The sequence below is a fragment of the Bradyrhizobium sp. P3_C3 genome (genome assembly GCF_056402655.1).
Window position 1 is genome coordinate 81,269 of record NZ_JBFUGY010000016.1, and the last position, 24,845, is coordinate 106,113.

Annotated in this window: 23 protein-coding genes; 14 read left to right on the forward strand and 9 right to left on the reverse strand. The window is 64.7% G+C overall.

Annotation, left to right across the window (positions count from 1 at the left end; all coding sequences use genetic code 11):
* Positions 1 to 33 precede the first annotated feature (33 nt).
* The 10 genes from AC1DW2_RS19890 (at position 34) to AC1DW2_RS19935 (ending at position 8,952) form a co-directional block, all read left to right on the forward strand.
* Positions 34 to 198 carry a Flp family type IVb pilin gene (locus AC1DW2_RS19890; RefSeq protein ID WP_014498224.1) on the forward strand — a complete coding sequence of 55 codons (165 nt, stop codon included), beginning with the start codon at positions 34 to 36 and terminating at the stop codon, positions 196 to 198.
* A gap of 70 nt (positions 199 to 268) precedes the next feature.
* The gene (locus AC1DW2_RS19895) at positions 269 to 415 is read left to right on the forward strand and encodes a hypothetical protein (RefSeq protein ID WP_167768029.1); all 147 of its coding nucleotides are present in this window, start codon (positions 269 to 271) and stop codon (positions 413 to 415) included.
* A 124-nt stretch (positions 416 to 539) separates the two neighbouring features.
* A complete protein-coding gene (locus tag AC1DW2_RS19900; RefSeq protein WP_014498226.1) occupies positions 540 to 1,064 on the forward strand; it encodes an A24 family peptidase in 525 nt (174 codons plus the stop codon).
* 126 nt (positions 1,065 to 1,190) lie between these two features.
* Positions 1,191 to 1,985, forward strand: a complete 795-nt coding sequence (gene cpaB, locus AC1DW2_RS19905) for a Flp pilus assembly protein CpaB (RefSeq protein ID WP_063980971.1) — start codon at positions 1,191 to 1,193, stop codon at positions 1,983 to 1,985.
* Between the two features lie 11 nt (positions 1,986 to 1,996).
* Positions 1,997 to 3,472, forward strand: a complete 1,476-nt coding sequence (locus AC1DW2_RS19910) for a type II and III secretion system protein family protein (protein WP_354242114.1) — start codon at positions 1,997 to 1,999, stop codon at positions 3,470 to 3,472.
* Positions 3,473 to 3,492: 20 nt separating this feature from the next.
* A complete protein-coding gene (locus tag AC1DW2_RS19915; RefSeq protein ID WP_085401884.1) occupies positions 3,493 to 4,227 on the forward strand; it encodes a CpaD family pilus assembly protein in 735 nt (244 codons plus the stop codon).
* Positions 4,224 to 5,489: a CpaE/TadZ family protein gene (locus tag AC1DW2_RS19920; RefSeq protein ID WP_063980969.1), complete on the forward strand. Its 1,266-nt coding sequence runs from the start codon at positions 4,224 to 4,226 to the stop codon at positions 5,487 to 5,489. Before AC1DW2_RS19915 ends, AC1DW2_RS19920 begins: the two co-directional genes overlap by 4 nt.
* Positions 5,490 to 5,510: 21 nt before the next feature.
* Positions 5,511 to 6,974, forward strand: a complete 1,464-nt coding sequence (locus AC1DW2_RS19925) for a TadA family conjugal transfer-associated ATPase (protein WP_071916702.1) — start codon at positions 5,511 to 5,513, stop codon at positions 6,972 to 6,974.
* A gap of 16 nt (positions 6,975 to 6,990) precedes the next feature.
* Positions 6,991 to 7,968 (forward strand): type II secretion system F family protein, encoded by a 978-nt coding sequence (locus tag AC1DW2_RS19930; RefSeq protein ID WP_354119971.1) that lies wholly within the window; start codon positions 6,991 to 6,993, stop codon positions 7,966 to 7,968.
* A gap of 9 nt (positions 7,969 to 7,977) precedes the next feature.
* Entirely contained in the window at positions 7,978 to 8,952 is a 975-nt protein-coding gene (locus AC1DW2_RS19935) for a type II secretion system F family protein (RefSeq protein ID WP_063980966.1), read from the forward strand.
* Positions 8,953 to 9,014: 62 nt separating this feature from the next.
* Here the strand turns inward: AC1DW2_RS19935 and AC1DW2_RS19940 are convergent, their stop codons facing one another.
* The 3 genes from AC1DW2_RS19940 to AC1DW2_RS19950 all read right to left on the reverse strand — a co-directional run bounded on the left by AC1DW2_RS19940 (position 9,015) and on the right by AC1DW2_RS19950 (position 11,878).
* Positions 9,015 to 9,827, reverse strand: coding sequence for a tetratricopeptide repeat protein (locus AC1DW2_RS19940; protein ID WP_063980965.1), 813 nt, complete (start codon positions 9,825 to 9,827; stop codon positions 9,015 to 9,017).
* A gap of 94 nt (positions 9,828 to 9,921) precedes the next feature.
* On the reverse strand, positions 9,922 to 11,424 hold the full coding sequence (locus tag AC1DW2_RS19945; protein WP_477007005.1) for a metallophosphoesterase family protein: 1,503 nt from the start codon (positions 11,422 to 11,424) through the stop codon (positions 9,922 to 9,924).
* A gap of 250 nt (positions 11,425 to 11,674) precedes the next feature.
* A complete protein-coding gene (locus AC1DW2_RS19950; RefSeq protein ID WP_063980964.1) occupies positions 11,675 to 11,878 on the reverse strand; it encodes a hypothetical protein in 204 nt (67 codons plus the stop codon).
* 220 nt (positions 11,879 to 12,098) lie between these two features.
* Here AC1DW2_RS19950 and AC1DW2_RS19955 point away from each other — a divergent pair, with 220 nt between their 5' ends.
* Both AC1DW2_RS19955 and AC1DW2_RS19960 read left to right on the forward strand, forming a co-directional pair.
* Positions 12,099 to 13,472 carry a leucyl aminopeptidase family protein gene (locus tag AC1DW2_RS19955; RefSeq protein ID WP_477007006.1) on the forward strand — a complete coding sequence of 458 codons (1,374 nt, stop codon included), beginning with the start codon at positions 12,099 to 12,101 and terminating at the stop codon, positions 13,470 to 13,472.
* Positions 13,465 to 14,319, forward strand: a complete 855-nt coding sequence (locus tag AC1DW2_RS19960) for a C40 family peptidase (RefSeq protein ID WP_477007007.1) — start codon at positions 13,465 to 13,467, stop codon at positions 14,317 to 14,319. Before AC1DW2_RS19955 ends, AC1DW2_RS19960 begins: the two co-directional genes overlap by 8 nt.
* Positions 14,320 to 14,419: 100 nt before the next feature.
* Here the strand turns inward: AC1DW2_RS19960 and AC1DW2_RS19965 are convergent, their stop codons facing one another.
* From AC1DW2_RS19965 to AC1DW2_RS19990, 6 genes are all read right to left on the reverse strand, one after another.
* Positions 14,420 to 16,057 (reverse strand): ABC transporter ATP-binding protein, encoded by a 1,638-nt coding sequence (locus tag AC1DW2_RS19965; protein WP_477007008.1) that lies wholly within the window; start codon positions 16,055 to 16,057, stop codon positions 14,420 to 14,422.
* A gap of 7 nt (positions 16,058 to 16,064) precedes the next feature.
* Positions 16,065 to 17,243 (reverse strand): ABC transporter permease, encoded by a 1,179-nt coding sequence (locus AC1DW2_RS19970; protein WP_063980960.1) that lies wholly within the window; start codon positions 17,241 to 17,243, stop codon positions 16,065 to 16,067.
* Positions 17,243 to 18,352 (reverse strand): microcin C ABC transporter permease YejB, encoded by a 1,110-nt coding sequence (locus AC1DW2_RS19975; RefSeq protein WP_028148358.1) that lies wholly within the window; start codon positions 18,350 to 18,352, stop codon positions 17,243 to 17,245. The genes AC1DW2_RS19970 and AC1DW2_RS19975 overlap by 1 nt, the downstream gene beginning before the upstream one ends.
* A 2-nt stretch (positions 18,353 to 18,354) precedes the next feature.
* Positions 18,355 to 20,238 (reverse strand): extracellular solute-binding protein, encoded by a 1,884-nt coding sequence (locus tag AC1DW2_RS19980; RefSeq protein WP_063986075.1) that lies wholly within the window; start codon positions 20,236 to 20,238, stop codon positions 18,355 to 18,357.
* A 14-nt stretch (positions 20,239 to 20,252) separates the two neighbouring features.
* Entirely contained in the window at positions 20,253 to 22,154 is a 1,902-nt protein-coding gene (locus AC1DW2_RS19985) for an extracellular solute-binding protein (protein ID WP_063980959.1), read from the reverse strand.
* 212 nt (positions 22,155 to 22,366) lie between these two features.
* Positions 22,367 to 22,921 carry a c-type cytochrome gene (locus AC1DW2_RS19990; protein WP_063980958.1) on the reverse strand — a complete coding sequence of 185 codons (555 nt, stop codon included), beginning with the start codon at positions 22,919 to 22,921 and terminating at the stop codon, positions 22,367 to 22,369.
* A gap of 219 nt (positions 22,922 to 23,140) precedes the next feature.
* Here AC1DW2_RS19990 and AC1DW2_RS19995 point away from each other — a divergent pair, with 219 nt between their 5' ends.
* Complete coding sequence (locus AC1DW2_RS19995) at positions 23,141 to 23,881, forward strand: 3-deoxy-manno-octulosonate cytidylyltransferase (RefSeq protein WP_063980957.1); 741 nt, start codon at positions 23,141 to 23,143, stop codon at positions 23,879 to 23,881.
* A gap of 21 nt (positions 23,882 to 23,902) precedes the next feature.
* Positions 23,903 to 24,763 (forward strand): prephenate dehydratase, encoded by an 861-nt coding sequence (locus AC1DW2_RS20000; RefSeq protein WP_014498246.1) that lies wholly within the window; start codon positions 23,903 to 23,905, stop codon positions 24,761 to 24,763.
* Positions 24,764 to 24,845: the final 82 nt, after the last annotated feature.

Consider the following 24,845-nt stretch of genomic DNA (forward strand, 5'->3'; position numbering starts at 1 on the left):
CGAGGCGATCACACCCCAGACGGAGTTTAGTTCATGAAGAACCTGATTGCGCGTTTCGCGAAGGATGAATCCGGCGCCACCGCCATCGAATACGGCCTGATTGCCGCCGGCATCGCACTGGCCATCATCACCGTCGTCAACAACCTCGGCAGCTCGCTGAACACCAAGTTCGGCTCGATCAGCTCCTCGCTGAAGTAAGCGACCGACCAACGACGGCAAAAGCCCCGGACCTCCGGGGCCTTTGTTTTTCTGAACGCGGCGAGTTCCAGTGGCGTTACGCGAGTACAGAACCGAAGCCGCGGTTGCGGCGAGCGAGGCGGAGGCGGCCGAGACCTCTTCGCCGGCGTACTGGGTTTGCCTTGCGCTGCTGCTTGCGACGGCCGTCCTCGCCGCGCGCATTGCCAGCATCTGGTGAGTGCGCCTCCGGCAGGCTCCTGCTCGCAGCGCCGCTGCCGCCGTTGTCGGTTTGTTTAGCACTGCCGGCTAGCATGCGGCGACACCCCCGATCCCGCGATGAACCCAAGCTCAAGACGCCGCCCATGATCCTCGACCTTGCGCGCCTTCTGCTCTTCCCGGCCCTGATGGCCTTCGCCGCCGCGAGCGATCTCTTCACGATGACCATCTCAAACCGCGTGTCGCTGGCGCTGATCGCAGGCTTCTTCGTGCTCGCGTTCGCCGGTGGCATGGCACCTTACGAGATGCTGAGCCATGTCGGCGCCGGCGCACTGCTTCTCGTCGTGGCCTTCGGCTGCTTTGCGATGGGCTGGATGGGCGGCGGCGACGCCAAGGTCGCGGCTTCGGTCGCGCTCTGGTTCGGCTTCGCGCAATTGATGGATTTCCTGCTCTACGCTTCGCTGTTCGGCGGAGCCCTGACGCTGCTCCTGCTCCAGTTCCGGCAATGGCCATTGCCTTACGGGCTGGCGGGCCAGGCCTGGCTGGCACGGCTGCACGACAAGGAGAGCGGCATTCCTTACGGCATCGCGCTCACGCTCGGCGCGCTGATGGTCTATCCGGAGACCGAATGGGTGAAGGCGATCGACCTCGCTCACCTCGCACTGCGCTGAACGCATCGGGTAAGCCGGCGTTAAGCCGATTTAGATACGCCTCATTAACCATGCTTTGACGAATAGCTGGTCAACTGCCGATTACGGCGGCGGCTGCGTCGCGGCGTTTTGTGGAAAGTGAAGCGTATGAATAGGGCACGCATTGTCGTCCTGACGGTCGCCATCTGCGCCGGCGGTGTCGCCGCGTACCTGGCGAGCGGCTCGGACTCTGCGCCGCCACCGGCGGCTCCGGTCGCACAGCTTCCGACCGTCGACGTCCTGGTCGCCAAGAACGACATCGGCCTCGGCCAGACCGTGAAGCCGGAAGACGTGCAATGGCAGACCTGGCCGGCCGCGACCGCGAGCTCCACCTTCATCCGCCGCAACGAGCGCCCCGAGGGCGCAACCCAGGTCATCGGCTCGATCGCCCGCGCGCCCTTCATCCAGGGTGAGCCGATCCGCGACCAGAAGCTGGTCAGGGCCGAGGGCTCCGGCTTCATGGCGGCGATCCTGCCGACCGGCATGCGCGCGATCTCGACCGAGATCTCGCCGGAGACCGGCGCGGGCGGCTTCATCCTGCCCAACGACCGCGTCGACGTGCTTCTGACGCGCCGCCTCAAGAACGCCGACCAGGGCGCCGGCGCCCAGGACATCGTCACGTCCGAGATCATCCTGGCCAACGTCCGCGTGCTGGCCATCGACCAGGCGCCGAAGGAAAAGGACGGCCAGAACGCCGTGGTAGGCAAGACCGTCACGCTCGAGCTCAATCCCGCGCAGACGGCGACGCTCTCCGCGGCCCGGCAGAGCGGCACGCTGTCGCTCGCGCTGCGCAGCATCGCCGACGTCAAGATGAGCGAGATCACGCTCGATGATTCCGCGAAGCGCGATGGCGTTTCGATCATTCGCTACGGCATCCCAAGCGCGACGGCGAAGGCACGATGAGGACTGTCGATATGAAATGCAGGGCAGATTTGGCGACGATGCGAGCCTCAATGGTCCGCGCCCTGTCGTTTTCGGCCGCCTTCGCGCTGACGCTCAACCCGGTGCTCACCCCGGCGATCGCCGCCGACTACCGCCCCGTGGCGCAGGTCGCGGCCGACGGCCAGATGAACGCGCGCTTCCTCTCGCTCGGCGTCGGCAAGTCGATCGTGATCGACCTGCCGCGCGACATCAAGGACGTGCTCGTCGCCGATCCCAAGATCGCCAATGCGGTGGTCCGCTCGTCGCAGCGGGCCTACATCATCGGCGCCTCGGTCGGCCAGACCAACATCGTGTTCTTCGATTCCGCCGGCCAGCAGATCGCGGCCTATGACATCGCGGTCAAGCGCGACCTCAACGGCCTGCGCGCCGCGCTCAAGCAGGTCCTGCCCAATTCCGACATCCAGATCGACGGCCTCGGCGACGGTGTCGTCCTGACCGGCTCGGCGGCGAACCCGCTGGAAGCGCAGCAGGCCAATGATCTCGCCGCGCGCCTCGCCGGCGGCGCCGAAAAGGTGGTGAACTCGATCGTGGTCCGCGGCCGCGACCAGGTCATGCTGAAGGTGACCGTCGCCGAAGTCGCGCGCACCATCATCAAGCAGCTTGGCATCGATCTCACCGCGAACCTGAACTACGGCACCTCGGTGGTGAGCTTCACCAACTCCAACCCCTTCACGGCTCTTGGCAAGAACCTGGTGGACGGCAACGCCCTGACCACGAAGTTCGGCGCGACGCCGTCGGTGCAGGCGACCCTGCGCGCGATGGAGAGCGCCGGCGTGATCCGGACGCTGGCCGAGCCGAACCTGACCGCGATCTCCGGTGAGTCCGCGACCTTCATCGCCGGCGGCGAATTCCCGGTACCGGCGGGCTATGCGTGCGATCCCACCACGCATGTCTGTACCACCCAGATCAGCTTCAAGAAGTTCGGTATCTCGCTCAACTTCACCCCCATCGTGCTAAGCGAGGGCAAGATCAGCCTGCGCGTGATGACCGAGGTCTCGGAACTGTCGAACGAAAATTCGATCACGCTGTCGCAGGCCGTGACCTCAAACTCGGTGAACTCGCTGACGGTGCCCTCGATCAAGACCCGCCGCGCCGAAACCTCGCTCGAAATTCCCTCCGGCGGCGCGATGGCCATGGCCGGCCTGATCCAGCAGCAGACCAAGCAGGCGGTCAGCGGGTTGCCGGGACTGATGCAGCTCCCGATCCTCGGCACGCTGTTCCGCAGCCGTGACTTCGTCAACAACGCGACCGAGCTGGTGGTGATCGTGACACCTTATGTCGTTCGCGCCGCGTCGCCAAAGGACCTGTCGCGGCCGGATGACGGCTTCGCCGCGCCTGCAGACCCGCAGGCCGAGCTGCTCGGCAATATCAACCGCATCTACGGCGTGCCCGGCCGGACCGAACCGGCCAAGAACTACCGCGGCACCTACGGCTTCATTACCGACTGAGGCGGAACGGGGATTTCACGATGATCACAGCACCACCCCAGATTCGCAAACGCGCCATCCGTTTCGGTGGCGCGCTCGTTGGCATGGCGCTCGCCCTCGGCGGCTGCCAGCACAACGAAGCGGTCACGGCCTCCATCCCCGACGATTACAAGCAGCGCCATCCGATCGCGATCGAGGAGCAGAACCGCTCGATCGTCGTCTTCGTCGGCCATGCCCGCGGCGGATTGACCGCCGCCCAGCGCGCCGATGTGATGGGCGTCGCCTCGGCCTGGCTGCACGAAGGTACCGGCGCCATCCGCATCGACGTGCCGTCCGGCACGCCCAACGCGCGTCCGGTCGCGGACACGATGCGCGAGATCCAGGCGATGCTGGCGGGCGCGGGCGTTCCGCCGCGCGGCGTCAACATTCGCCCCTACCAGCCGGAAGACAGGCGCTTCCTGCCGCCGATCCGGCTCACCTATTCCAAGATCGCCGCGGTCGCCGGTCCCTGTGGCCTGTGGCCGGACGACATCGGCCCCTCGATGAAGAACAAGAGCTGGTTCGAGAACAAGGACTATTACAATTACGGCTGCGCCTATCAGCGCAACATGGCGGCGATGATCGACAATCCGTCGGACCTCGAGCAGCCGCGGCCTGAAACGCCGTCCTATACGGCGCGTCGCACCACGGCCTTCGAGAAGTATCGCAAGGGAACGACGACGGCGACCACCTATCCTGAGGCCGAAAAGGCCAAACTCAGCGACACCGGCAAATGATCAGCTACGCTCGCCAGACTCAACAAGAGCAGTCCGAGGCGCCGACGCCGGTCGAGGAGCATATTGCTCCCTCACCGCGCGTGTCGGTCCAGGCTTTCTGCGAGACCGTCGAGACCGCTGCCGCGGTGCAGTCGGCCGGCGAAGACCGTCGTCTCGGCAAGGCCCATCTGAAGATCCAGATGGGCGGCATGGCGGCCGCGATCGAAGCCTACCGCTCGGCGCCGACGCCGAACGTGATCGTGCTCGAGAGCGACGGCCGCAACGATCTTCTGACCGGCCTCGACCATCTCGCCACGGTCTGCGACGCCGGCACCCGCGTGGTCGTGATCGGCCGCATCAACGACGTCACGCTCTACCGCGAGCTAGTGCGCCGCGGCGTCAGCGACTACGTGCTCGCGCCGGTCGGCGCGATCGACGTCGTGCGCTCGATCTGCAACCTGTTCTCGGCGCCCGAAGCCAAGGCGGTCGGCCGCATCATTGCCGTGGTCGGCGCCAAGGGCGGCGTCGGCGCGTCCACCATCTCCCACAACGTCGCCTGGGCGATCGCGCGCGACCTCGCAATGGACTCGGTCGTCGCCGATCTCGACCTCGCCTTCGGCACCGCCGGGCTCGACTACAACCAGGACCCGCCGCAAGGTATTGCGGATGCCGTGTTCTCGCCGGATCGCGTCGACACCGCCTTCATCGACCGCCTGCTGTCGAAATGCACCGACCATCTCAGCCTGCTGGCGGCGCCGGCGACGCTCGACCGGGTCTATGATTTCGGCACCGACGCCTTCGATGCCGTGTTCGACACGCTGCGCTCCACCATGCCGTGCATCGTGCTCGACGTTCCGCATCAATGGTCGGGCTGGACCAAGCGCGCCCTGATCGGGGCGGACGACATCCTGATTGTGGCAGCGCCTGATCTCGCCAATCTGCGCAACACCAAGAACCTGTTCGATCTGCTGAAGGCCTCGCGGCCCAACGATCGGCCTCCGCTCTACTGCCTGAACCAGGTCGGCGTCCCGAAACGGCCCGAAATTGCCGCCGCCGAGTTCGCCAAGGCGATCGAGAGCCAGCCGGTCGTCTCGATCCCGTTCGAACCGCAGATCTTCGGCTCGGCCGCCAACAACGGCCAGATGATCGCGGAGATCTCCGCCAACCACAAGTCGATCGAAATGTTCCTTCAAATCGCCCAGCGCCTGACCGGCCGCAGCGAGACGAAGAAGCAAAAGTCTTCCTTGCTTTCACCCCTGATTGACAAGTTGCGGGGAAAATAAGCCGCCGCATGGAGTTGTTAAGTGTTCGGTAAGCGTAGCGGAACAGACACCGATACTCGGGCTCCCAAGCCCGGCGCCGTGTCGCCAGAGCCTGCCCAGGCTCCGGCGCCCGCGGTGTCGCGCGCGCCGCCCCCGCCGGCCGTCGCCTCGCCGCCGCTTGCCCCCGCGCGGCCGGCGCCGGCCATGGAATCCCGCCGCTCGGACAATTACTACGAGGTCAAGGCAACGATCTTCGGTGCGCTGATCGAGGCCATCGACCTCGCCCAGCTCGCCAAGCTCGACTCCGAGTCCGCGCGCGAGGAAATCCGCGACATCGTCAACGAGATCATCGCGATCAAGAACATCGTGATGTCGATCGCCGAGCAGGAAGAGCTGCTCGACGATATCTGCAACGACGTTCTCGGCTACGGCCCGCTGGAGCCTCTGCTGTCGCGCGACGACATCGCCGACATCATGGTCAACGGCGCCGACACCGTCTACATCGAGGTCGCCGGCAAGATCCAGCGCACCGGTATCCGCTTCCGCGACAACCAGCAGCTCCTCAACATCTGCCAGCGCATCGTCAGCCAGGTCGGCCGGCGCGTCGACGAATCCTCGCCGATCTGCGACGCGCGCCTCGCCGACGGCTCCCGCGTCAACGCCATCGTGCCGCCGCTGTCGATCGACGGGCCCACGCTCACCATTCGAAAATTCAGGAAGGACAAGCTGACGCTGGATCAGCTGGTCAGGTTCGGCGCGATCTCGCCGGAGGGCGCGGAAATCCTCCAGATCATCGGCCGCGTCCGCTGCAACGTGCTGATCTCCGGCGGCACCGGCTCCGGCAAGACCACGCTGCTCAACTGCCTGACCAACTACATCGAGCACGACGAGCGCATCATCACCTGCGAGGACGCGGCCGAGCTCCAGCTCCAGCAGCCGCACGTGGTGCGACTCGAAACCCGTCCGCCCAACATCGAGGGCGAAGGCCAGGTCACCATGCGCGAATTGGTGCGCAACTGCCTGCGTATGCGCCCCGAACGCATCATCGTCGGCGAAGTCCGCGGACCCGAGGCGTTCGACCTGCTCCAGGCCATGAACACCGGTCATGACGGCTCGATGGGCACGCTCCACGCCAACAATCCGCGCGAAGCACTGTCGCGCTGCGAATCCATGATCACGATGGGCGGCTTCTCACTGCCCTCGCGCACCATCCGCGAGATGATCTGCGCTTCGATCGACGTCATCGTCCAGGCCGCGCGCCTGCGCGACGGCTCGCGCCGCATCACGCACATCACCGAGGTGATGGGCATGGAAGGCGACACCATCATCACCCAGGACATCTTCCTCTACGACATGGTCGGCGAGGACGCCAACGGCAAGATCATCGGCCGGCACCGCTCGACCGGCATCGGCCGCCCGAAATTCTGGGAGCGTGCGCGCTATTACGGCGACGAGAAGCGCCTTGCCGCCGCGCTCGATGCGGCGGAAGTCGCGCCGAAGACATGAGCAGATCGGCGCAGCCATGAACATGCAGGTCCTTGCCCTCGCCTTCCTAGCCACCGCCGCCGTCGGCGGCATCGCCTGGGTGTTCCTTTATCCGCTCCTGTCCGGAGAACGGAAGGCGGAAAGCCGCCGTGCCTCGATCGCGCGCGCCGATGCGCCCGCGGCCAAGCAGACCGAAAAGAGCCAGCGGTCGCGCCGCGAGCAGGTCGAGACGTCGCTCAAGGATCTCGAGGCGCGGCGCCAGCAGGAGAAGAGCGTTCCGCTCGGTGTTCGCCTGTCGCAGGCAGGGCTCGACTGGACGCCACAGAAATTCTGGATCGTGTCCGCCGTCGTGGCGGGAGTGCTGTTCGCGGCCGCCATGTTCGTTGGCGGCGGCCTGCTTGGCGCCGCCGGTCTTGCTTTTGCCGGCGGCTTCGGCCTGCCGCGCTGGGCGCTGGGCTTCCTGAAGAAGCGACGCGAAAACAAATTCCTGGCGGCGCTGCCCGATGCGGTCGACGTGATCGTTCGCGGCATCAAGGCGGGCCTGCCACTGTTCGAATCGATCAAGGTCGTCGCCGCCGACTCGCCTGAGCCGCTGCGCAGCGAGTTCCTGGCCATCATCGAGACGCAGGCGATCGGTATGCCGCTCGGCGAGGCCTGCTCGCGTCTCTACGAGCGCATGCCGCTGCCGGAAGCCAACTTCTTCGGCATCGTCATCTCGATCCAGCAAAAATCCGGCGGCAACCTCTCCGAAGCGCTCGGCAACCTCTCCAAGGTGCTGCGCGACCGCAAGAAGATGAAGGAAAAGATCCAGGCGATGTCGATGGAGGCCAAGGCCTCGGCCGGCATCATCGGTTCGCTGCCGCCGATCGTGATGTTCCTCGTCTATCTCACGACTCCGCACTACATCTCGCTGCTTTGGACCCATCCGACCGGCCAGCTCATGCTGGTCGGCTGCGTCGTCTGGATGTCGATTGGCATCATGGTGATGAAGAAGATGATCAATTTCGATTTCTAACGGTGCCGTATGGTCGAATTCCTCGTTTCGAAACTGCATGATGTCCGCTTCATGACCATGCTGCTGGCGGCCATCGCCGCCAGCGCCACCGTCTATACGCTGGTGATGCCGCTTTTCGCCGGCGAAGGCCTCGCCAAGCGCATGAAGGCGGTGGCGAGTGAGCGCGAGCGCATCCGCCAGCGCGAGCGCGAGCGCCTCAACAAGAGCGAGAAGGTCTCGCTGCGCCAAACGCCGAAGCAGGTCGTCTCCCGGGTCGTCGAGGACTTCAACCTCACCAAATGGCTCGCGCAGGAAGCCGCGCGCGACAAGCTCATCATGGCGGGCTATCGCGGCCAGGCGCCCTACATCACCTTCCTCTTCGCCCGCATGGTGGCTCCGCTCGTGCTGTTCGTCGGCTCGATCATCTACGTGTTCCTGATCGCGCATATGCAGCAGTCGATGCCGATCAAGATCGGCATCTGCATCGGCGCGGCCTATCTCGGCCTTCAGGCGCCCATGCTGTTCCTCAAGAATGCGATCTCCAAGCGCCAGCTATCGATCAAGCGCGCCTTCCCCGATGCGCTCGACCTGCTCCTGATCTGTATCGAATCCGGCATGTCGGTCGAAATGGCGTTCCGGAAGGTCGCTACCGAAATCGTTGGCCAGTCGATCGCGCTGTCCGAGGAGTTCACCCTGACCACGGCCGAGCTGTCCTATTTGCAGGATCGCAAGGTCGCCTATGAGAACCTGGCGCGGCGCACCGGGCTCGAGGGCGTCAAGTCGGTGTGTCTCGCGCTTCAGCAGGCGGAGCGCTACGGCACCCCGCTCGGGCATTCCTTGCGCGTCATGGCGCAGGAAAACCGCGACATGCGCATGAACGAGGCCGAGAAGAAGGCCGCCGCGCTGCCGCCGAAGTTGACGGTGCCGATGATCCTGTTCTTCCTGCCGGTGCTGTTCGTCGTCATTCTCGGACCGACCGGCATCAAGATCAGCGAGCTGCACTGACGTCGAGACGCGGACCGCGCGCGGTCCGCCGGCAGCTTCAGGATTGCAAGATCAGGTTCTGATCAATCGGGCTGGCTGAGCGAGGCGACCGGCGTCCGCTTCGGTGCGCCGCGCGGAGCGTCGCTGCGGCTCAGCATTTCCTTGAGGTAAGCGACATTGGCCGCGGCCTGGTCGGGCGGCAGGTCGGCCTTCACGATCGTCTCGGCTTCGGCGAAACGGCCCTGGAGACCGATGACGAGGCCGAGATTCTGCCGCACCCGGGTACTGGCGCGCGGCGAGGCGTAGGCCTGCCGCAACGCCTCTTCGGCCTTCGGCAGGTCCTTCGACAACATGTAGGACAGGCCGAGATTGGAGAGCACGCCGGGATCGCCTGGTGCGATCCTCAGCGCGCTCGCATAATAGGAACGCGCCTCGTCGTGGCGGCCCATCTGATCGAGCGCGGTGCCCTGCACCGAGAGCAGGCGCCAGTCCGGATTGTCGGGCGAGTGCGCCTTCGACAGCACATCGAAGGCTTGCTGAAAATTGCCGTTGTCGGCGAGCGCGCGGCCATACTGCGCGAGCAGCGCCTTGTTGCCGGGATTGGCGATGGTCGCCTGCTCGAGCACGGCGGCGGCCTGGGCGCGCTGGCCGTTGGCGCGCAAGGCCTGGCCGTAGCCGAGCGCCGCGTCGGCGTCCTTGGGATTGGCACGGTAGCGCTCGCCATAGACGTCGACGGCGCGCGCGGGATCGGCGGGGGCGGCTTCCGTCCGCGGCCCGACAGAGCCTGTGACGTCGGAGAGTTTCGACATGGCCGTGCAGCCGCCGAGGCCCATGGCCACTGCCGCCACCAGCGAAGTGGACGCGAGAAGCCGGGCAAGACTGAACCGTTGACGCATGACGCTTTTGACTCACGAGCCGATTGATCGAGCCGAACGCGCCAGCAATAGACTGTTAACCCTAACGGCGGGTTAACGTCAGCCTGGCTGCCCCTCACGGCGGTGTCTGCGGCGGCGGCTCGCCACCGAGTGCCAGATCGAGACCGAGCACCCTCACCGGCTCGTTCAGGTCGTGCAGCAGCAATTGCAGCCGCCGCCGCGACTGAGCAACATCGACGCCCGCGCTCGGCATCCCGGGCCATTCGCGCCGGAAGTCGTCGCGGTTGACCAGCCGCTTCGCAAGCAGCTCGTCGAGCTGAACATCGTCAATGCCGAGCACATCGGCGCAGTGCTCGATCAGGCGGCGCAGCAGCAACTTCACCGCGGCCAGCGCCCCGGCGTCATCCCTGCGCTCCGATCTCGCGAACTTGCCCTCGATATCGGCCCAGGCCCATGAGGTCACGAGATAGGCGTGGAGCGCGCTCGGCCAGTCCACCTCGCTGTCGGCATAGAAAGCGCGGCGCATCAGGAGCCGGCGAGCCTGTGCGGCGACTTGATCACGCTTCAGCATCGCACATGAGGCGATCTCGATGGCCGACTGGACGGCGGGATCACGCGAAAAATCCCGTCCTGCCGGCAACCTGATGACGCCGTCCGGCAGGTTCGAGTCGAGCAGCCCGAAGGTGCCGTCGTTGCGCGGCCGCGAATAGCGCGTGATCGCGAACTGGTGCTCCGTGCGGCCGGCCTGGGACGATGCGCCAAAATGAATGATGTTGAAGCCGGCATCGTCACCGGCCTGCCCGGTCGAGGACGGACAGGAGAGCACGTAGATCGTACGCCAGAAGGCTTCGCCGCTTTCGCTCCGCGTGGCACGCGGATCCGGAATCGAATAGCGGGTGAGCCCCTCGACATGCCGGTGTCCGTGCAGGACCAGATTGACGTTGAGCGACGTCGCCGCTTCGAGGAACGTTGCGGGCGCCGCGAGATACATCAGCGGTTCGTCGGGGACGCCGAGAAACCGCTTTCCTTCGCCGGTCGCCTGCGGCAGCGGATGATGATGCAACGCCAGTACGCGCACCAGGTTTTCCGCCGGCTCGGCATAGTCGGCGCGCCCCACGGATCCCATGCTGCCCGCGAGCTCGACGCTCAGCCGGGCGGAATCCGCGACAAGCGCGCTGTAGGCGCTCTCGTCGACATGGCCGCTCGCGAGCGTCGAGAGGCTCGCGCGGTTGGAGTCCAGCAGCACCAGATCGAGGCCGGCCTGGCGGTAATAGACGCTCTTCGAGCTCCGCGGCAGATGCAAATAATCATAGACGTCGTGGCGGCCCGCGCGCTGGCTCGGGCGCTTGACGTCGTGATTGCCCGCGACCGCCTGGATGTCGGTGAACAGTCCGGTCTGCCGGAAGGACGCGATGACGGCGAGCGCTTCGTCCAGCGCGCGCGGCGTCGGGTCGTCCACGAGATCACCCGTGATCAGCAGAATGCGATCGGGAACGTCCGCGAAGTCCGCCATCGCCTGGCGGATTGCGGCACCGAGCGCCTCGGTCGTCGCCAGCAGCCGGCCTGACCCGTCCAGATGCAGGTCGGAAATCTGCGCAATAACGAACGCTCTATCCATTTTGCGCCGCTCATTTGCGAATGCTGCGCCGCCCAAACGATGAGAAGAATGCTTTCGACGAACAGGTTTGGCCGGATATCAAGCCGGCCCGCCGCGTTGTTGCGCTCGGCAGAACCGCACGGCACAATCTAAAATATCCATCAATAATGCCACAACCGCGGCGCTAGTAAAGCCCCGCGGCCGCGCGCTCGTGAACGGCAGTTCTCAGCATGGGTACGAGATCCGCCCGGCGATGGTTTCGCTCACCCGATCAATATTCGATGGCAAGCCGCTTGCGGATTTCGTCGATGCGCTTGTCGAGCGCATCGAACCGCGCGTGGACGGAGCGGTCGTGGAGATAGAAGACGTAGCCGCCGGCAAGGAATGCGAAGATCCAGTGATGATGCTCGACATAACCAAAAATCGCCTCGACGACCTGGCCGATGAATGTGACCACGCTCCACACAAATTCCATTGCAGTTTCCTCCCGGCAGGCCTCGTCTTCGGCCGCCGGTCATCTCCTGCACACTTTTCCCAGTCGATCCGGCGGCCGTTGCCGGAACCTAGCATGGGCCCCTTGCGGCGAGTAGCGGGTCGCTGAACGGTGACAGCAAAGCCGATTGCAGCCGCGGCGAAACTCTGCGAAGTCTCGTCCGTTCGCATGACCTGCTTGATCTGACGATCCGGACCCGCCAATGCCTTCTGTCTTCGAGACATCGCCCACCGCCATCCCGATCACCTTCGTCACCAAGTCGAGCTGGGATCAGGTCGCCGAGAAATTGCCGCCGGCGCAGCGCCAGTTTGCCACCGCGAGCGCCTTTGCCGCCAAGCCGGGCGGCTATCTCGCGCTGCCCGCGCCGGACGGCGCGATCGCGCAGGTGCTGTTCGGACTCGAGGACGAGGGCGCGAGATCACGCGACCTGTTCCGGCCGGGCGCCCTGCCCGGCCTGCTGCCGCCGGGCATCTATCGCTTTGCCAATGCGCCGCACGATGCGCGGCTGGCGTCGCTCGCCTTTGCACTCGGCAGCTACCGCTTCGCCCGCTACCGCAAGGCTGACCGCCCCGCCGTCCGCCTGGTACCGCCCGATGGCGTCGACGCCGCCGAGATCAATCGCGTGGCGGATGCCGCGATGCTGGCGCGCGACCTCATCAACACGCCGTCCAACGACATGGGCCCGGAAGAGCTCGCTGCGGCCGCGCAAGCGCTCGCCACGGAATTCGGTGCGAGCTTTGCCTGCACCATCGGCGAGGATCTGAAGACGAATTTTCCACTGATCCATGCCGTCGGCATGGCCTCGGACCGCGCGCCGCGGCTGATCGACATCGGCTGGGGCGATCCTGATCATCCCAAGGTGACGCTGGTCGGCAAAGGCGTCTGCTTCGACACCGGCGGGCTTGACCTCAAGCCGTCGAGCGGCATGCTGATCATGAAGAAGGACATGGGCGGCGCCGCCAACGTGCTGGCGCTCGCGCGCATGGTGATGGATGCGAAGCTCAAGGTCCGCTTGCGCGTGCTGATTCCGGCGGTCGAAAATGCCGTCTCCAGCAATGCCTTCCGGCCGCTCGACATCTTCACGTCGCGCAAGGGCATCACGGTCGAGATCGGCAACACCGACGCGGAGGGCCGGCTCGTGCTCGCCGACGCGCTGGCGCTGGCCGACGAGGAAAAGCCGGACCTTCTGATCGATTTGGGCACGCTGACCGGCGCGGCGCGCGTCGCGCTGGGGCCGGATTTACCGCCCTTTTACACCAATGATGAGACGCTGGCCGCCGACGTCGCGCGGTGCGCGACGACGGAGAACGATCCGTTGTGGCGCATGCCGCTGTGGCCGCCTTACGATGCGTGGCTGGACTCCAAGACCGCTACCATCACCAACGCACCGTCCGGCGGCTTTGCCGGCTCGATCACCTGCGCGCTGTTCCTGCAACGGTTCGTCGAGCAGGCGAAGAGCTGGCTTCATGTGGATATTTACGGCTGGACCCCGTCGGCGAAGCCGGCGCGGCCCGAAGGCGGCGAATGCCAGGCCGCGCGCGCCATCTACACATTGCTGAGCGAGCGCTATGCATGATCCAGGACACGATCCGCGGCTGACACCGGCGCGCGGCGACCTCGCCGCAAAATATCTCGAAGGCCAGGTGCAAGCCGACCGCTTCGTCACGGGCGAGGAATTCGAGGTCTTCGAGGCGATCGCACCCGTGCGCGAGCAGCCGTCGTCGAACGCGATGCTGATGACGGAGGCGCTGCGCGGCGAACGCGTCACGGTCTACGATCGCAACGGCGAAGGCTGGGCCTGGGGCCAGCTTGGTGGCGATGGTTATGTCGGCTGGCTGCCTGATGCAGCGCTGATGAAGCCATCGGCCGCCCCGACCCACAAGGTGAGCGCGCTCCGGACATTCGCCTTCCCCGGTCCCTCGATCAAGCTGCCGCCGGCAGACACACTCGTCATGGGATCGAAGATCGCGGTCGCGCGCGAGGACGGCAGCTTCGCCGTGACGCGCGACGGACAATATCTGCCTAAGGCTCATCTCGCCCCGCTCGATCACCGCGAGCCGGACTTCGTCGCGGCAGCCGAACGCTTCGTCGGCACGCCCTATCTCTGGGGCGGCAAGAGCAGCCTCGGCATCGACTGCTCCGGCCTCGTGCAGGTTTCGCTGACGGCAGCGGGCATCGGCTGCCCGCGCGACAGCGACATGCAGCAGGCAGGGCTCGGCCGCGCGCTGGAGCCGCATGAGCGGAGCAGCTTGCTGCGCGGCGATCTCATTTTCTGGAAGGGCCATGTCGCCATCGTCCGCGATGGCGGCACCATGGTTCACGCCAACGCGCATCACATGGCAACCGTGATCGAGGCGACCGACCCGGCGATCGCGCGGATCAAGGCGGCTGGCAGCGAAATCGTCGCGATCAAGCGGTTGTAGCGCGACTTCGTAGGCTGGGTAGAGCGCAGCGAGACGCATCGTTCTCACCACGCGCCGCGATGCGATGGGTTTCGCTTCGCTCTACCCATCCTACCGAAGATTACGTCGCCACCGACCCGTTCCCCGCCGTCTCCAGCCGGAACGCCGCCGCGAACAGCGCGCGCGTGTAATCCGTCTTCGGGCTCTTGAACAGTTCGGCGGCCTGTCCCTCCTCGACCACCTTGCCGCCGCGCATCACGATGAGATGGCTGGCGAGCGAGGCGACGACGCGCAAATCGTGCGAGATGAACATGTAGGTGAGATCGCGCCTGCGCTGGAGTTCCCGCAAGAGGTCGACCATCTGCGCTTGAATCAGCATGTCGAGTGCGCTGGTCGGCTCGTCCAGCACGACGAAATCCGGCTCCAGCACCACCGCGCGCGCGATGCTGATGCGCTGGCGCTGGCCGCCGGAGAACTCATGCGGATAGCGATAGCGGGTGTCCGCCTTCAACCCGACGTCCTCGAGTGCCTTGACGACGCGCTCCTCACGCTCCTCGCGCGACAGCTTTGGCTGGTGCACGGTGAGGCCCTCGGCGATGATGTCGGCAACCGACATGCGCGGGCTGAGCGAGCCGAACGGATCCTGGAACACGATCTGCATGTCGCGCCGGAAGGGGCGCATCTCCTTGAAGCGCAGGCCCTGGATATCTTTGCCGAGGAACACGATGCGCCCGTTCGAGGAAATCAGCCGCATCAGGGCGAGCCCGAGCGTGGTCTTGCCCGAGCCGGACTCGCCGACAACGCCGAGCGTCTCGCCCTTGCGTACGGCAATGCTGACGCCGTCGACCGCCTTGATGTGGCCGACCGTCTTGCGCATCAGGCCGCGCTTGATCGGAAACCAGACCTTCAAATCATCGGCGGACATCACCACCGGTGCATTCGGCTGCGGCGGCGCCGGATCGGGCTTCGGCTCCGCCGCGAGCAGGTCGCGCGTATAGGGATGGTTCGGGGTCCTGAAGACCTGCTCGACCGGCCCCTGCTCGACGATCTCACCGCCCTTCATGACACAGACTTGGTCGGCGATGCGGCGCACGATGCCGAGATCGTGGGTGATGAACAGCAGGCTCATGCCGAGCCGTGAGCGAATTTCCGCGAGCAGCGTCAGGATCTGCGCCTGCACGGTGACGTCGAGCGCCGTGGTCGGCTCGTCCGCGATCAAGAGGTCCGGCTCGTTGGCGAGCGCCATCGCGATCATCACGCGCTGGCGCTGACCACCGGAGAGCTGGTGCGGATAGCTGTTGAGCCGCGTTTCAGGCTCGGGAATGCCGACCTGCGTCAGCAGTTCCAGCGTCCGCTTGCGCGCCTCGGCATTGCTGGTCGGATTGTGGAGCTGGATGATCTCGCCAATCTGCGCCTCGATCGTGTGCAACGGATTGAGCGAGGTCATCGGTTCCTGGAAGATGATGGAGATATCGCTGCCGCGAATCTCCCGCATCTGCTGCTCGGACTGGTCGATCAGCTCCCGCCCCTTGAAGCGGATGCTGCCCGAGGGATGCGAGGCATTCGGATAGGGCAGGAGCTTCAGGATCGAGAGCGCGCTGACCGACTTGCCGGAACCGGACTCGCCGACCAGTGCGACGCATTCGCCGCGCTTGATCTGGAACGAGACCTTGTCGACCGCGAGCGTGGTGGCGCCGCCCTGGTGGAAGGCCACCGAGAGGTCGCGGACGGCAAGCAGGGGCTGGTTGATCGCGTCCATCACGCCCTCACTTGAACGTCTTGCGCGGATCGAAGGCGTCGCGCACGGCTTCGCCGATGAAGATCAAGAGCGACAGCATGATCGCGACCGAGAAGAAGCCGGAGAAACCAAGCCAGGGCGCCTGCACGTTGGACTTGCCCTGCGACAGCAGTTCGCCGAGCGACGGCGAGCCGGGCGGCAACCCGAAGCCGAGGAAATCGAGGGCCGTGAGCGTCATGACCGACGAGGAGACGATGAACGGAAGGAACGTCATCGTCGCGACCATCGCGTTCGGCAGCAGATGCTTGAACATGATCACGGCGTTCGACACGCCGAGGGCGCGCGCGGCCTGGATGTACTCGAAATTGCGCCCGCGCAGGAACTCCGCGCGCACGAGCCCGACCAGCGACACCCAGGAAAACAGGAGCAGGATGCCGAGCAGCACGAAGAAGCCAGGCACGAGCACCGACGAGAGGATCAGCAAGAGGTAGAGCGAAGGGATCGCAGTCCATATCTCGATGAAACGCTGGAACAACAGATCGACCCAGCCGCCGAAATAGCCCTGCACCGCGCCGGCCGCGATGCCGACGACGGAGGAGACAATGGTCAGGCACAGGCCGAACAGCACCGAGATACGGAAACCGTAGATCAGGCGCGCAACCACGTCGCGGCCCTGATCGTCGGTGCCGAGCCAGTTGTATTCGAGGTCGCGGCAGCTCTTGAGGCCCTTCTTCTCGACGACAGGCTTGCACTGCGCCTCCGTCAGCATCCAGGTCGGCGGCGACGGCGCCGGCGTCGGCAGGTCGAGATTGTGGGTGTCGTAGGAATAGCGGATCAGCGGCCAGACGATGCTGCCACCCTTGTCCTTGATCAGCTTCTGCAAATAGGGATCGCGGTAGTCGGCCGCCGTCTCGAAGTCGCCACCGAAGGTCGTCTCGGAATAGGTGACGAAGGCCGGCCAGTAGAGATGGCCGTCGTACTTGATCAGGAATGGCCGGTCATTGGCGATCAGCTCGGCAAACAGCGACACCACGAACAGGATCATGAAGATCCAGAACGACCAGTAACCGCGCCGGTTCGCCCTAAAATTCTGCCAGCGCCGCCGGTTGAGCGGAGATGGCACGAACGGCTTGCGTGTGATCGGCACGGCATCGCCGAGCGGCGACTTTGCGGTGGTTTCGATCGGGGTCGGGGCGGTCAGTGTCATCAGACCTCCCGTGCCTCGAAATCGATCCGCGGATCGATCCACATGTAGGTCAGGTCAGAGATGAGGTTGATCACGAGGCCGACAAGCGAAAAGATGAAGAGCGTGCCGAACACCACGGGATAGTCGCGGTTGAGAACGCTCTCGAAACTGAGCAGTCCGAGCCCATCCAGTGAGAAGATGGTCTCGATCAGAAGCGAGCCCGAGAAGAAAGCGTGAATGAAGGTGCTGGGAAAGCCCGCGATCACGATGAGCATCGCGTTGCGGAAGACGTGGCCATAGAGCACCCGATTCTCGCTGCAGCCCTTTGCGCGCGCGGTCATCACGTATTGCTTGCGGATCTCATCCAGAAACGAGTTCTTGGTCAGGAACGTCATGGTGGTGAACGCGCCGAGCCCCATGGCGATCAGCGGCAGCGTCAAATGCCAGAAGTAATCGATGATCTTCCAGTACCAGGGAAATTGCGACCAGCCGTCTGACGTCAGTCCGCGCAATGGGAACCAGTTGAAGAACGAGCCCCCGGCGAACAGGATGATCAGGAGGATCGCGAACAGGAAGCCGGGAATCGCGTAGCCGAGCACGAGCACGCTCGACGTCCAGGTATCGAAGCGCGTTCCGTCCTTGACTGCCTTCCGGATGCCGAGCGGAATCGAGATCAGGTAGGTCAAGAGCGTCAGCCAGATGCCAAGCGAGATCGAGACCGGGAGCTTTTCCTTGATCAGCTGGAGCACGCTGACATCGCGAAAATAGCTGTTGCCGAAATCGAAGCGGGCGAAATTCCACACCATCAGCGCGAAGCGTTCGGGGGCCGGCTTGTCGAAGCCGAATTGCTTCTCCAGCTTCTTGATGAAGTCAGGGTCCAGGCCCTGCGCGCCGCGATATTTCGAATTGATGGCGTCGCCACCAGCGCCCAGCTGACCGGGCGCGCGCTGAGCGAAATCACCGCCGCCCGAGATGCGCGAGCTGCCGCCGGTGTCGGCGCCCGAGAGCTGCGCGATGACGCGCTCGACCGGGCCGCCCGGCGCGAATTGCACGACGACGAAGGAGACGAAGAGGATCCCGAGCAGGGTCGGGATCATCAGGAGGATGCGGCGGGCGATATAGGCGCTCATGATTATTTCGCCTGCTCGAGCTTGGTCGCCTTGGCGGCATCGAACCACCAGTTCTCCGGCGCACCGACGCCTTGCGCATATTTCGCCGGCTTGTCGGGATGGCTGAACTGGTCCCAATAGGCCACGCGATGAAAGTTTGCGTACCACTGAGGCACCCAGTAGCGCCCGGCCCGGAACACGCGATCGAAGGCGCGGCAGGCCGTGGTCAGCTCCGCCCTGGTCTGGGCGGCAATGATCTTCTCGATCAGCGCGTCGATGATCGGATCGGAGATGCCGGCGAGATTGTAGGAGCCTTTGGTCTTGGCCGCCTGGGAGGAGAAGAACGCCCGCATGGCGTCGCCGGGCGTCGCCGACATCGAGAAGCGTTGGATCGTCATGTCGAAATCGAAATCCTCGAGCCGCGCGCGGTACTGCACGGCATCGACCAGGCGAAACGTGGCGTCGATGCCGAGCGTTGCGAGGTTCTTCAGGTACGGCCCGTGATGCGGCTGGATCGACTGCTCGTCGTTCAGGAACTCGATCGTGAAAGGCTCGCCATTGGGCAGCACCCGCTTGCGATCCTTGACGACGTAGCCCGCCTCGTTGAGCAGCTCGCCCGCCTTGCGCAGCAGGCTGCGGTCCTGTCCCGATCCGTCCGACACCGGCGGCACGAAAGGCTGGCCGAACACTTCGTCAGGCACCTTGCCGCGGAAGGGCTCGAGCAGCGCGAGCTCTTCGGGCGAAGGCGGGCCTGATACCATCATGTCGGAGTTCTGGAATGGCGAGTGCGTGCGCGCATAGGCGCCGTACATGATCGACTTGTTGGTCCATTCGAAGTCGAAGGCGTAGGTCAGCGCCTCCCGCACGCGCGGATCCTTGAACTTGTCGCGGCGGATGTTGATGAACCAGCCCTGCGCACCCGACGGGGTCTCGTCCGGCAGCTGCTCGCGCTTGACCCGGCCGTCCTTGATCGCCGGGAAATCATAGCGTGTGGCCCAGATGCGCGAGGTGAGCTCCTCGCGGAACAGATAGTTCTTGCCGGTGAAGCCTTCGAAGGCAACGTCGCGGTCGCGGTAGAATTCGTAGCGCACCGTGTCGAAATTGTAGCTGCCGCGGCAGACCGGCAGGTCGGCGCCCCACCAGTCCTTGACGCGCTCATATTCGACATAGCGGTTCACCTCGAACCTGCCGACCTTGTACGGGCCGGAGCCCAGCGGCGTATCGAGCGTCGATTCATCGAAGGCGCGCGTGGCATAATAGGCCTTCGAGAAGATCGGCAGGCTTGCGACATAGAGCGGCACGTCGCGCGCGCGGTTCGGCGCGAAGGTGACGGCCACGGTGGCGTCGTCCAGCGCCTCGGCCTTCACGAAATCGCGGAGCTGCACGACGATCAGCGGATGGCCCTTCTCCTTCAGCGTGTTGAGCGAGAAGGCGACGTCATGCGCGGTGAGCCGGGAGCCGTCGTGGAAGCGGGCCTCGGGCCGTATCGTGAAGGTGTAGGTCAGCTTGTCCGGCGAGATTCGCACCGATTTCGCCGCAAGCCCGTACATCGCGTCGGGCTCGTCATTGGCCCGCGCCATCAACGGCGCGAAGGTCATGTCCATACCCTGCGCACCTTCGCCCTTCAGGATGTAAGCGTTGAGCGAAGAGAACGTGAAGTAGGACTGGTTGTAGGCCCGCACCGAGGGAATGAGCGAGAACGCGCCGCCCTTCGGCGCGTCGACATTGACGTAGCCGAAATGGTGGAAATCGGCGGCATATTTGAGATCGCCGAAGGCCGAGATGCCGTGCGCCTCGGTCCCCGCTTCGGATGCGCGCGCGCCATGTAGCAGCGGTGCGCCGAGGGACACGCCGACGGCGCTACCGACACCCAAGACCAGCACATGGCGGCGTGACATCTGCGTCATGCGGGGGATGTCCTTCACGACTTCTTTGCGATCCGTGCCGCCTTGTCTGCGTCGTACCACCAGATGAACGGGAAGCCGGACTGACCGTATTTGGGCAATTCCGCCGGTCGGCCGAAGCGATCCCAGCGCGCGGTGCGGATCTTCGAATAGGTCCATTGCGGAACGACGTAGTTATTCCACAGCAGCACGCGGTCGAGCGCTTTGGTTGCCGCGACGAGATCGTCGCGACCCGTGGCGTAGATCAGCCTCTCGATCAGCTTGTCAATCGCCGGATTCTTGATGCCGGCAATATTGCGCGAACCAGCGATGTCGGCCGTCTTGGACGACCAGAACTCGCGCTGCTCGTTGCCCGGCGACTGCGACTCGCCCCATGAGTTGGTGACGACGTCGAAATCCCAGTCCCGAGTCCTGTTCTCGTATTGAGTCGGGTCGACCGTGCGCACGCTGACCGCGATGCCGAGTCGTTCCAGCGACGGCTTGTAGAACAGCGTGACCCGCTCGAAGCTCGGATCCTGATTCAGCAGCTCCAGGGTGAACTGCGCACCGGTCTTGACATCGACCAGCTTGCGGTCGCGCACCTCGTAACCGGCCTCCTTGAACAGGCGCAGCGCCTCGCGAAGATTGTCGCGCACGGCTTCCGGACTGCCGCCGACCGGATTGGTATAGGCCGTCGTGAAGACTTCAGGCGGAACATCGGCGCGAACGGTCTCGAGGATCTCGAGCTCCTTGCCTTGCGGCAACCCGGTCGCCATGAGCTCGTCGATACCGTCGAAATAGCTGCTGACGCGCTTGTACTGACCGTAGAAGATCTGCTTGTTCATCTCCTCGAAGTCGAACGCATAGTTGAGCGCGCGACGGACGCGAGGATCTTTGAATTTGGCGCGGCGCAGGTTCGGCACGAAAGCCTGCATCACACCCGAGCTGCGATTGGCGAACTCCTCGAGGATCACCCGCTTTTCGGTCACGGCCGGGAAGTCGTAGGCTGTCGCCCAGTTCTTCGCACTGTTCTCGGTGCGCCAGTCCACCTGATCGGCCTTGAAAGCCTCGATCGCCACGGTGGCATCGCGGAAATACTCGTAGCGCATCTCGTCGAAATTGTTGCGGCCCACATTGGTGGCGAAATCGCGCCCCCAATAATCCTTGACGCGCTCCAGCGCGATCGACCGTCCCGCCACGAATTCCTTGACCTTGTAGGGACCGGAACCGAGCGGTATTTCGAGCGTGGTCGCGGAGACATCGCGCTTGCGGCCTTGCGCGTCGGTCCCCTCCCACCAATGCTTCGGCAAAACCGTGAGCTGCCCGACGATCTGCGGCAGCTCGCGGTTGCCCGGTGCGTCGAACACGAACTTCACCTCGCGCTCACCGACCTTCTCGGCCTTCACCACATGGCTGTAATAGGCCGAGTACATCGGGTGATGCTTCTTGAAGGCATCCAGCGAGAAGATCACGTCGTCCGCAGTGACCGGCTTGCCGTCATGCCATTTGGCCTGCGGCCGCAAACGATAGGTGACGAAGGAAAAGTCGGCCGGGTGGCTGACGGCCTCGGCCAGCGCGCCGTATTCGGTCGAGACTTCGTCGAGCGAGGTCGTCGTGAGGGATTCGTAGATGAACGCGACGGCACCGGCGACCTGCCCCTTCACTCCCGCCACTACGATATTGAAATTATCGAAAGTGCCGACGGCGATCTGGCGCGCGACACCGCCTTTGGGCGCTTCCGGATTGACGTAATCGAAGCGCTTGAAGTCGGCGGGATATTTGACCTGTCCGAACAGCGACAGCGCGTGGCGCCAGGGCGCCTCACTGGCGGATTGCGCCGCGGCCGTGCCGATGACGGGAAGGCCCCCTACGGAACCGAGGGCGGGGAGCGCTACGGCGGCAGTGCCGGTGAGCAGGAGATCGCGTCGGGTAATGGCCAAATCAACATTCCTGGTCTTGAAGGAGGTTACCCCTTTAAGTGCTCAATATAGGCGAGGTTTCGACGGAATATGTTGCTTTTTCCTCATGTTGGAAGTCCCGGCGGCCTGTCGGATGCGGCCAAACGCCCCGATAAACTCACCGCGAGGCCCGGATAAGCGAACGGCCAGGCTTTTCAGCCTGGCCGCACATTCAAGATCGGTTTTTGACGGCCTTACTTCGACGCCGTCGGGATCGGCTGAGGATGCTCTGACAGCGAATTCAGATAGGCGATGACGTCGGCGCGCTCGGAGTCCTTCGGGATGCCGGCGAAGCCCATCGCGGTGCCCGGGATGAAGCCCTTCGGATTGGCAATGAACTTGTTGAGGTCGTCGAACGACCAGGTGCCGCCCTTGGCCTTCATGGCGGCCGAGAAGTTGAAGCCGTTGCGGCCCTCGCCCCTGGCTTCGCCGACGACGCCATAGAGGTTCGGACCGACGCGATTCGGGCCGCCCTTCTCGAAGGTGTGGCAGGCGCCGCATTTCTTGGCAGCCGAAGCGCCCTTTTCGACGGAAGCGGTCTGGAGCAGCTTTTCGATCGGCTCGGAGGGCGCAGCAGCGGCGCCACCTTCCTTGCCGTGGCCGGCGTCTTCCTTCACGGCAATCTCGAAACCCGGCTTCTCGAGCGGCTTCGGCGTGAACAGCGCCTGGGCGGCGAAGCTCGTCACCAGCAGGATGAGACAGGTGCCCAGCACGGCACCGAGAATCTTATTGAGTTCGAAAGAGTCCATTTCCGGCCAGGCCCCACACCACAGTAAGGAAATAGCGGCCGAGCGGCCGCCAGGACGAGCCTCGGGAGAATCAAACGTTCCTTGTTGTTTCCCCGAGTTTTGCCATTGAGATATCGGTTTGCCCGGGGTCTGGCAACCCGTATAAGCGACCCGGCTTTCAGCCCGTCCCCACCCCATTTCTCGACGCGGAAAACCTCTCGTTTCCAGGCCCTTGACCCGATGATCGATCCCCGCATCCTGGTGCTGATCCCGGCCCGCATGGCCGCCACCCGCCTGCCCGGCAAGCCGCTCGCAGACATCGCGGGCCTGCCGATGATCGTGCATGTGATGCGGCGGGCAGAGGCCGCCGGCATCGGCCGGGTCGCGGTCGCGACCGATACGGACGAGATCGCCTCCGTGGTCACCGCCCATGGCGGCGAAGCCGTGATGACCCGCCCGGAGCACCCCTCTGGCTCGGACCGCATCCACGAGGCGATGCAGAAGCTCGATCCCTCAGGCAAGGCCGAGATCGTGGTCAATCTCCAGGGCGATTTCCCGACCATCACGATCGACAACATCCGCGAGGTGCTGCCGCCGCTGCAAGATCCGGCCGTGGACATCGCGACGCTGGCCTCGCAGATCCACACCCAGGAGGAGGACCTCGCGCCGAGCGTCGTGAAGGCGATCGGAACCTCGCTCGGCGGCCGGCGCATGCGCGCGCTTTATTTCACCCGCGCGACCGCGCCGACCGGCGACGGACCGCGCTACCACCATATCGGCCTCTACGCCTATCGCCGCGCCGCGCTGGAGCGCTACGTCTCACTGCCGCCGTCCCCGCTGGAATTGCAGGAGAAGCTCGAGCAGCTCCGGGCGCTGGAGGCCGGGATGCGGATCGACTTCACCATCGTCGATACCGTGCCCCGCGGGGTCGATACGCCGGCGGACCTCGAGACCGCGCGCAGCATCCTTTCCAAATCCTGAGCCGCTGTTACAAGGCCGATCATGAGCAAGCTGAAAATCGCATTCCAGGGCGAACCTGGGGCAAATTCCCACATCGCCATCGTCGAGGCCTATCCCGACGCCGAGCCGATGCCCTGCGCCACCTTCGAGGACGCGCTGTCGGCGATCTCGTCGGGCGAGGCCGATCTCGGCATGATCCCGATCGAGAATTCGGTCGCGGGGCGCGTCGCCGACATCCATCATCTGCTGCCGGCCTCCGGCCTCTTCATCATCGGCGAATGGTTTCTACCGGTCCGCCATCAGCTGATGGCGGTGAAGGGGACGAAGCTCGAGGACATCAAGAGCGTCGAGAGCCACGTGCATGCGCTCGGCCAGTGCCGGCGCATCATCCGCAAGCTCGGCATCAAGCCGATCGTGCACGCCGACACCGCCGGCAGCGCCCGCGACATCTCCGAGCGCAACGACAAGGCCGTCGCCGCGATCGCCTCGCGGCTTGCGGCAAAGATCTACGGCCTCGACATCCTGGCCGAGGACATCGAGGACGAGGCGCACAACACCACGCGCTTCGTGGTGCTGGCGCGCGAGCCGAAATGGGCGGCGCAGGGCTCGGGGCCGCTGGTCACGACTTTTGTATTTCGTGTGCGCAACTTGCCCGCTGCGCTCTACAAGGCGCTCGGCGGCTTTGCCACCAACGGCGTCAACATGACCAAGCTCGAAAGCTACATGGTCGACGGCAATTTCTTCGCCACACAGTTTTATGCCGACGTCGACGGCCACCCTGAAGACAAGGGACTGGCGTTCGCGATCGAGGAGCTGAAATTCTTCTCGCGCGAATTCCGCATCGTCGGCGTGTATCCGGGACACCCCTTCCGCGCGACGTTCAGCGAAACGCAACAGGATTGATTGCGTGTCCCGGACGCGCGAAGCGCGAGCCGGGATCCAGGGGCGGCGATACCCGGAGCGCGATGGGCCCCGGCTCTGCAGC

What these genes read in the sequence shown, in the direction of transcription:
- AC1DW2_RS19960 (WP_477007007.1), top strand. Translation starts at nt 13,465, where the DNA reads ATGCATGATCCAGGACACGATCCGCGGCTGACACCGGCGCGCGGCGAC.
- AC1DW2_RS19890 (WP_014498224.1), top strand. Translation starts at nt 34, where the DNA reads ATGAAGAACCTGATTGCGCGTTTCGCGAAGGATGAATCCGGCGCCACC.
- AC1DW2_RS19900 (WP_014498226.1), top strand. Translation starts at nt 540, where the DNA reads ATGATCCTCGACCTTGCGCGCCTTCTGCTCTTCCCGGCCCTGATGGCC.
- cpaB (WP_063980971.1), top strand. Translation starts at nt 1,191, where the DNA reads ATGAATAGGGCACGCATTGTCGTCCTGACGGTCGCCATCTGCGCCGGC.
- AC1DW2_RS19935 (WP_063980966.1), top strand. Translation starts at nt 7,978, where the DNA reads ATGGTCGAATTCCTCGTTTCGAAACTGCATGATGTCCGCTTCATGACC.
- AC1DW2_RS19915 (WP_085401884.1), top strand. Translation starts at nt 3,493, where the DNA reads ATGATCACAGCACCACCCCAGATTCGCAAACGCGCCATCCGTTTCGGT.
- AC1DW2_RS19945 (WP_477007005.1), bottom strand. Translation starts at nt 11,424, where the DNA reads ATGGATAGAGCGTTCGTTATTGCGCAGATTTCCGACCTGCATCTGGAC.
- AC1DW2_RS19920 (WP_063980969.1), top strand. Translation starts at nt 4,224, where the DNA reads ATGATCAGCTACGCTCGCCAGACTCAACAAGAGCAGTCCGAGGCGCCG.
- AC1DW2_RS19975 (WP_028148358.1), bottom strand. Translation starts at nt 18,352, where the DNA reads ATGAGCGCCTATATCGCCCGCCGCATCCTCCTGATGATCCCGACCCTG.
- AC1DW2_RS19910 (WP_354242114.1), top strand. Translation starts at nt 1,997, where the DNA reads ATGAAATGCAGGGCAGATTTGGCGACGATGCGAGCCTCAATGGTCCGC.
- AC1DW2_RS19995 (WP_063980957.1), top strand. Translation starts at nt 23,141, where the DNA reads ATGATCGATCCCCGCATCCTGGTGCTGATCCCGGCCCGCATGGCCGCC.
- AC1DW2_RS19950 (WP_063980964.1), bottom strand. Translation starts at nt 11,878, where the DNA reads ATGGAATTTGTGTGGAGCGTGGTCACATTCATCGGCCAGGTCGTCGAG.
- AC1DW2_RS19970 (WP_063980960.1), bottom strand. Translation starts at nt 17,243, where the DNA reads ATGACACTGACCGCCCCGACCCCGATCGAAACCACCGCAAAGTCGCCG.
- AC1DW2_RS19940 (WP_063980965.1), bottom strand. Translation starts at nt 9,827, where the DNA reads ATGCGTCAACGGTTCAGTCTTGCCCGGCTTCTCGCGTCCACTTCGCTG.
- AC1DW2_RS19990 (WP_063980958.1), bottom strand. Translation starts at nt 22,921, where the DNA reads ATGGACTCTTTCGAACTCAATAAGATTCTCGGTGCCGTGCTGGGCACC.
- AC1DW2_RS20000 (WP_014498246.1), top strand. Translation starts at nt 23,903, where the DNA reads ATGAGCAAGCTGAAAATCGCATTCCAGGGCGAACCTGGGGCAAATTCC.
- AC1DW2_RS19955 (WP_477007006.1), top strand. Translation starts at nt 12,099, where the DNA reads ATGCCTTCTGTCTTCGAGACATCGCCCACCGCCATCCCGATCACCTTC.
- AC1DW2_RS19980 (WP_063986075.1), bottom strand. Translation starts at nt 20,238, where the DNA reads ATGACGCAGATGTCACGCCGCCATGTGCTGGTCTTGGGTGTCGGTAGC.
- AC1DW2_RS19930 (WP_354119971.1), top strand. Translation starts at nt 6,991, where the DNA reads ATGAACATGCAGGTCCTTGCCCTCGCCTTCCTAGCCACCGCCGCCGTC.
- AC1DW2_RS19965 (WP_477007008.1), bottom strand. Translation starts at nt 16,057, where the DNA reads ATGGACGCGATCAACCAGCCCCTGCTTGCCGTCCGCGACCTCTCGGTG.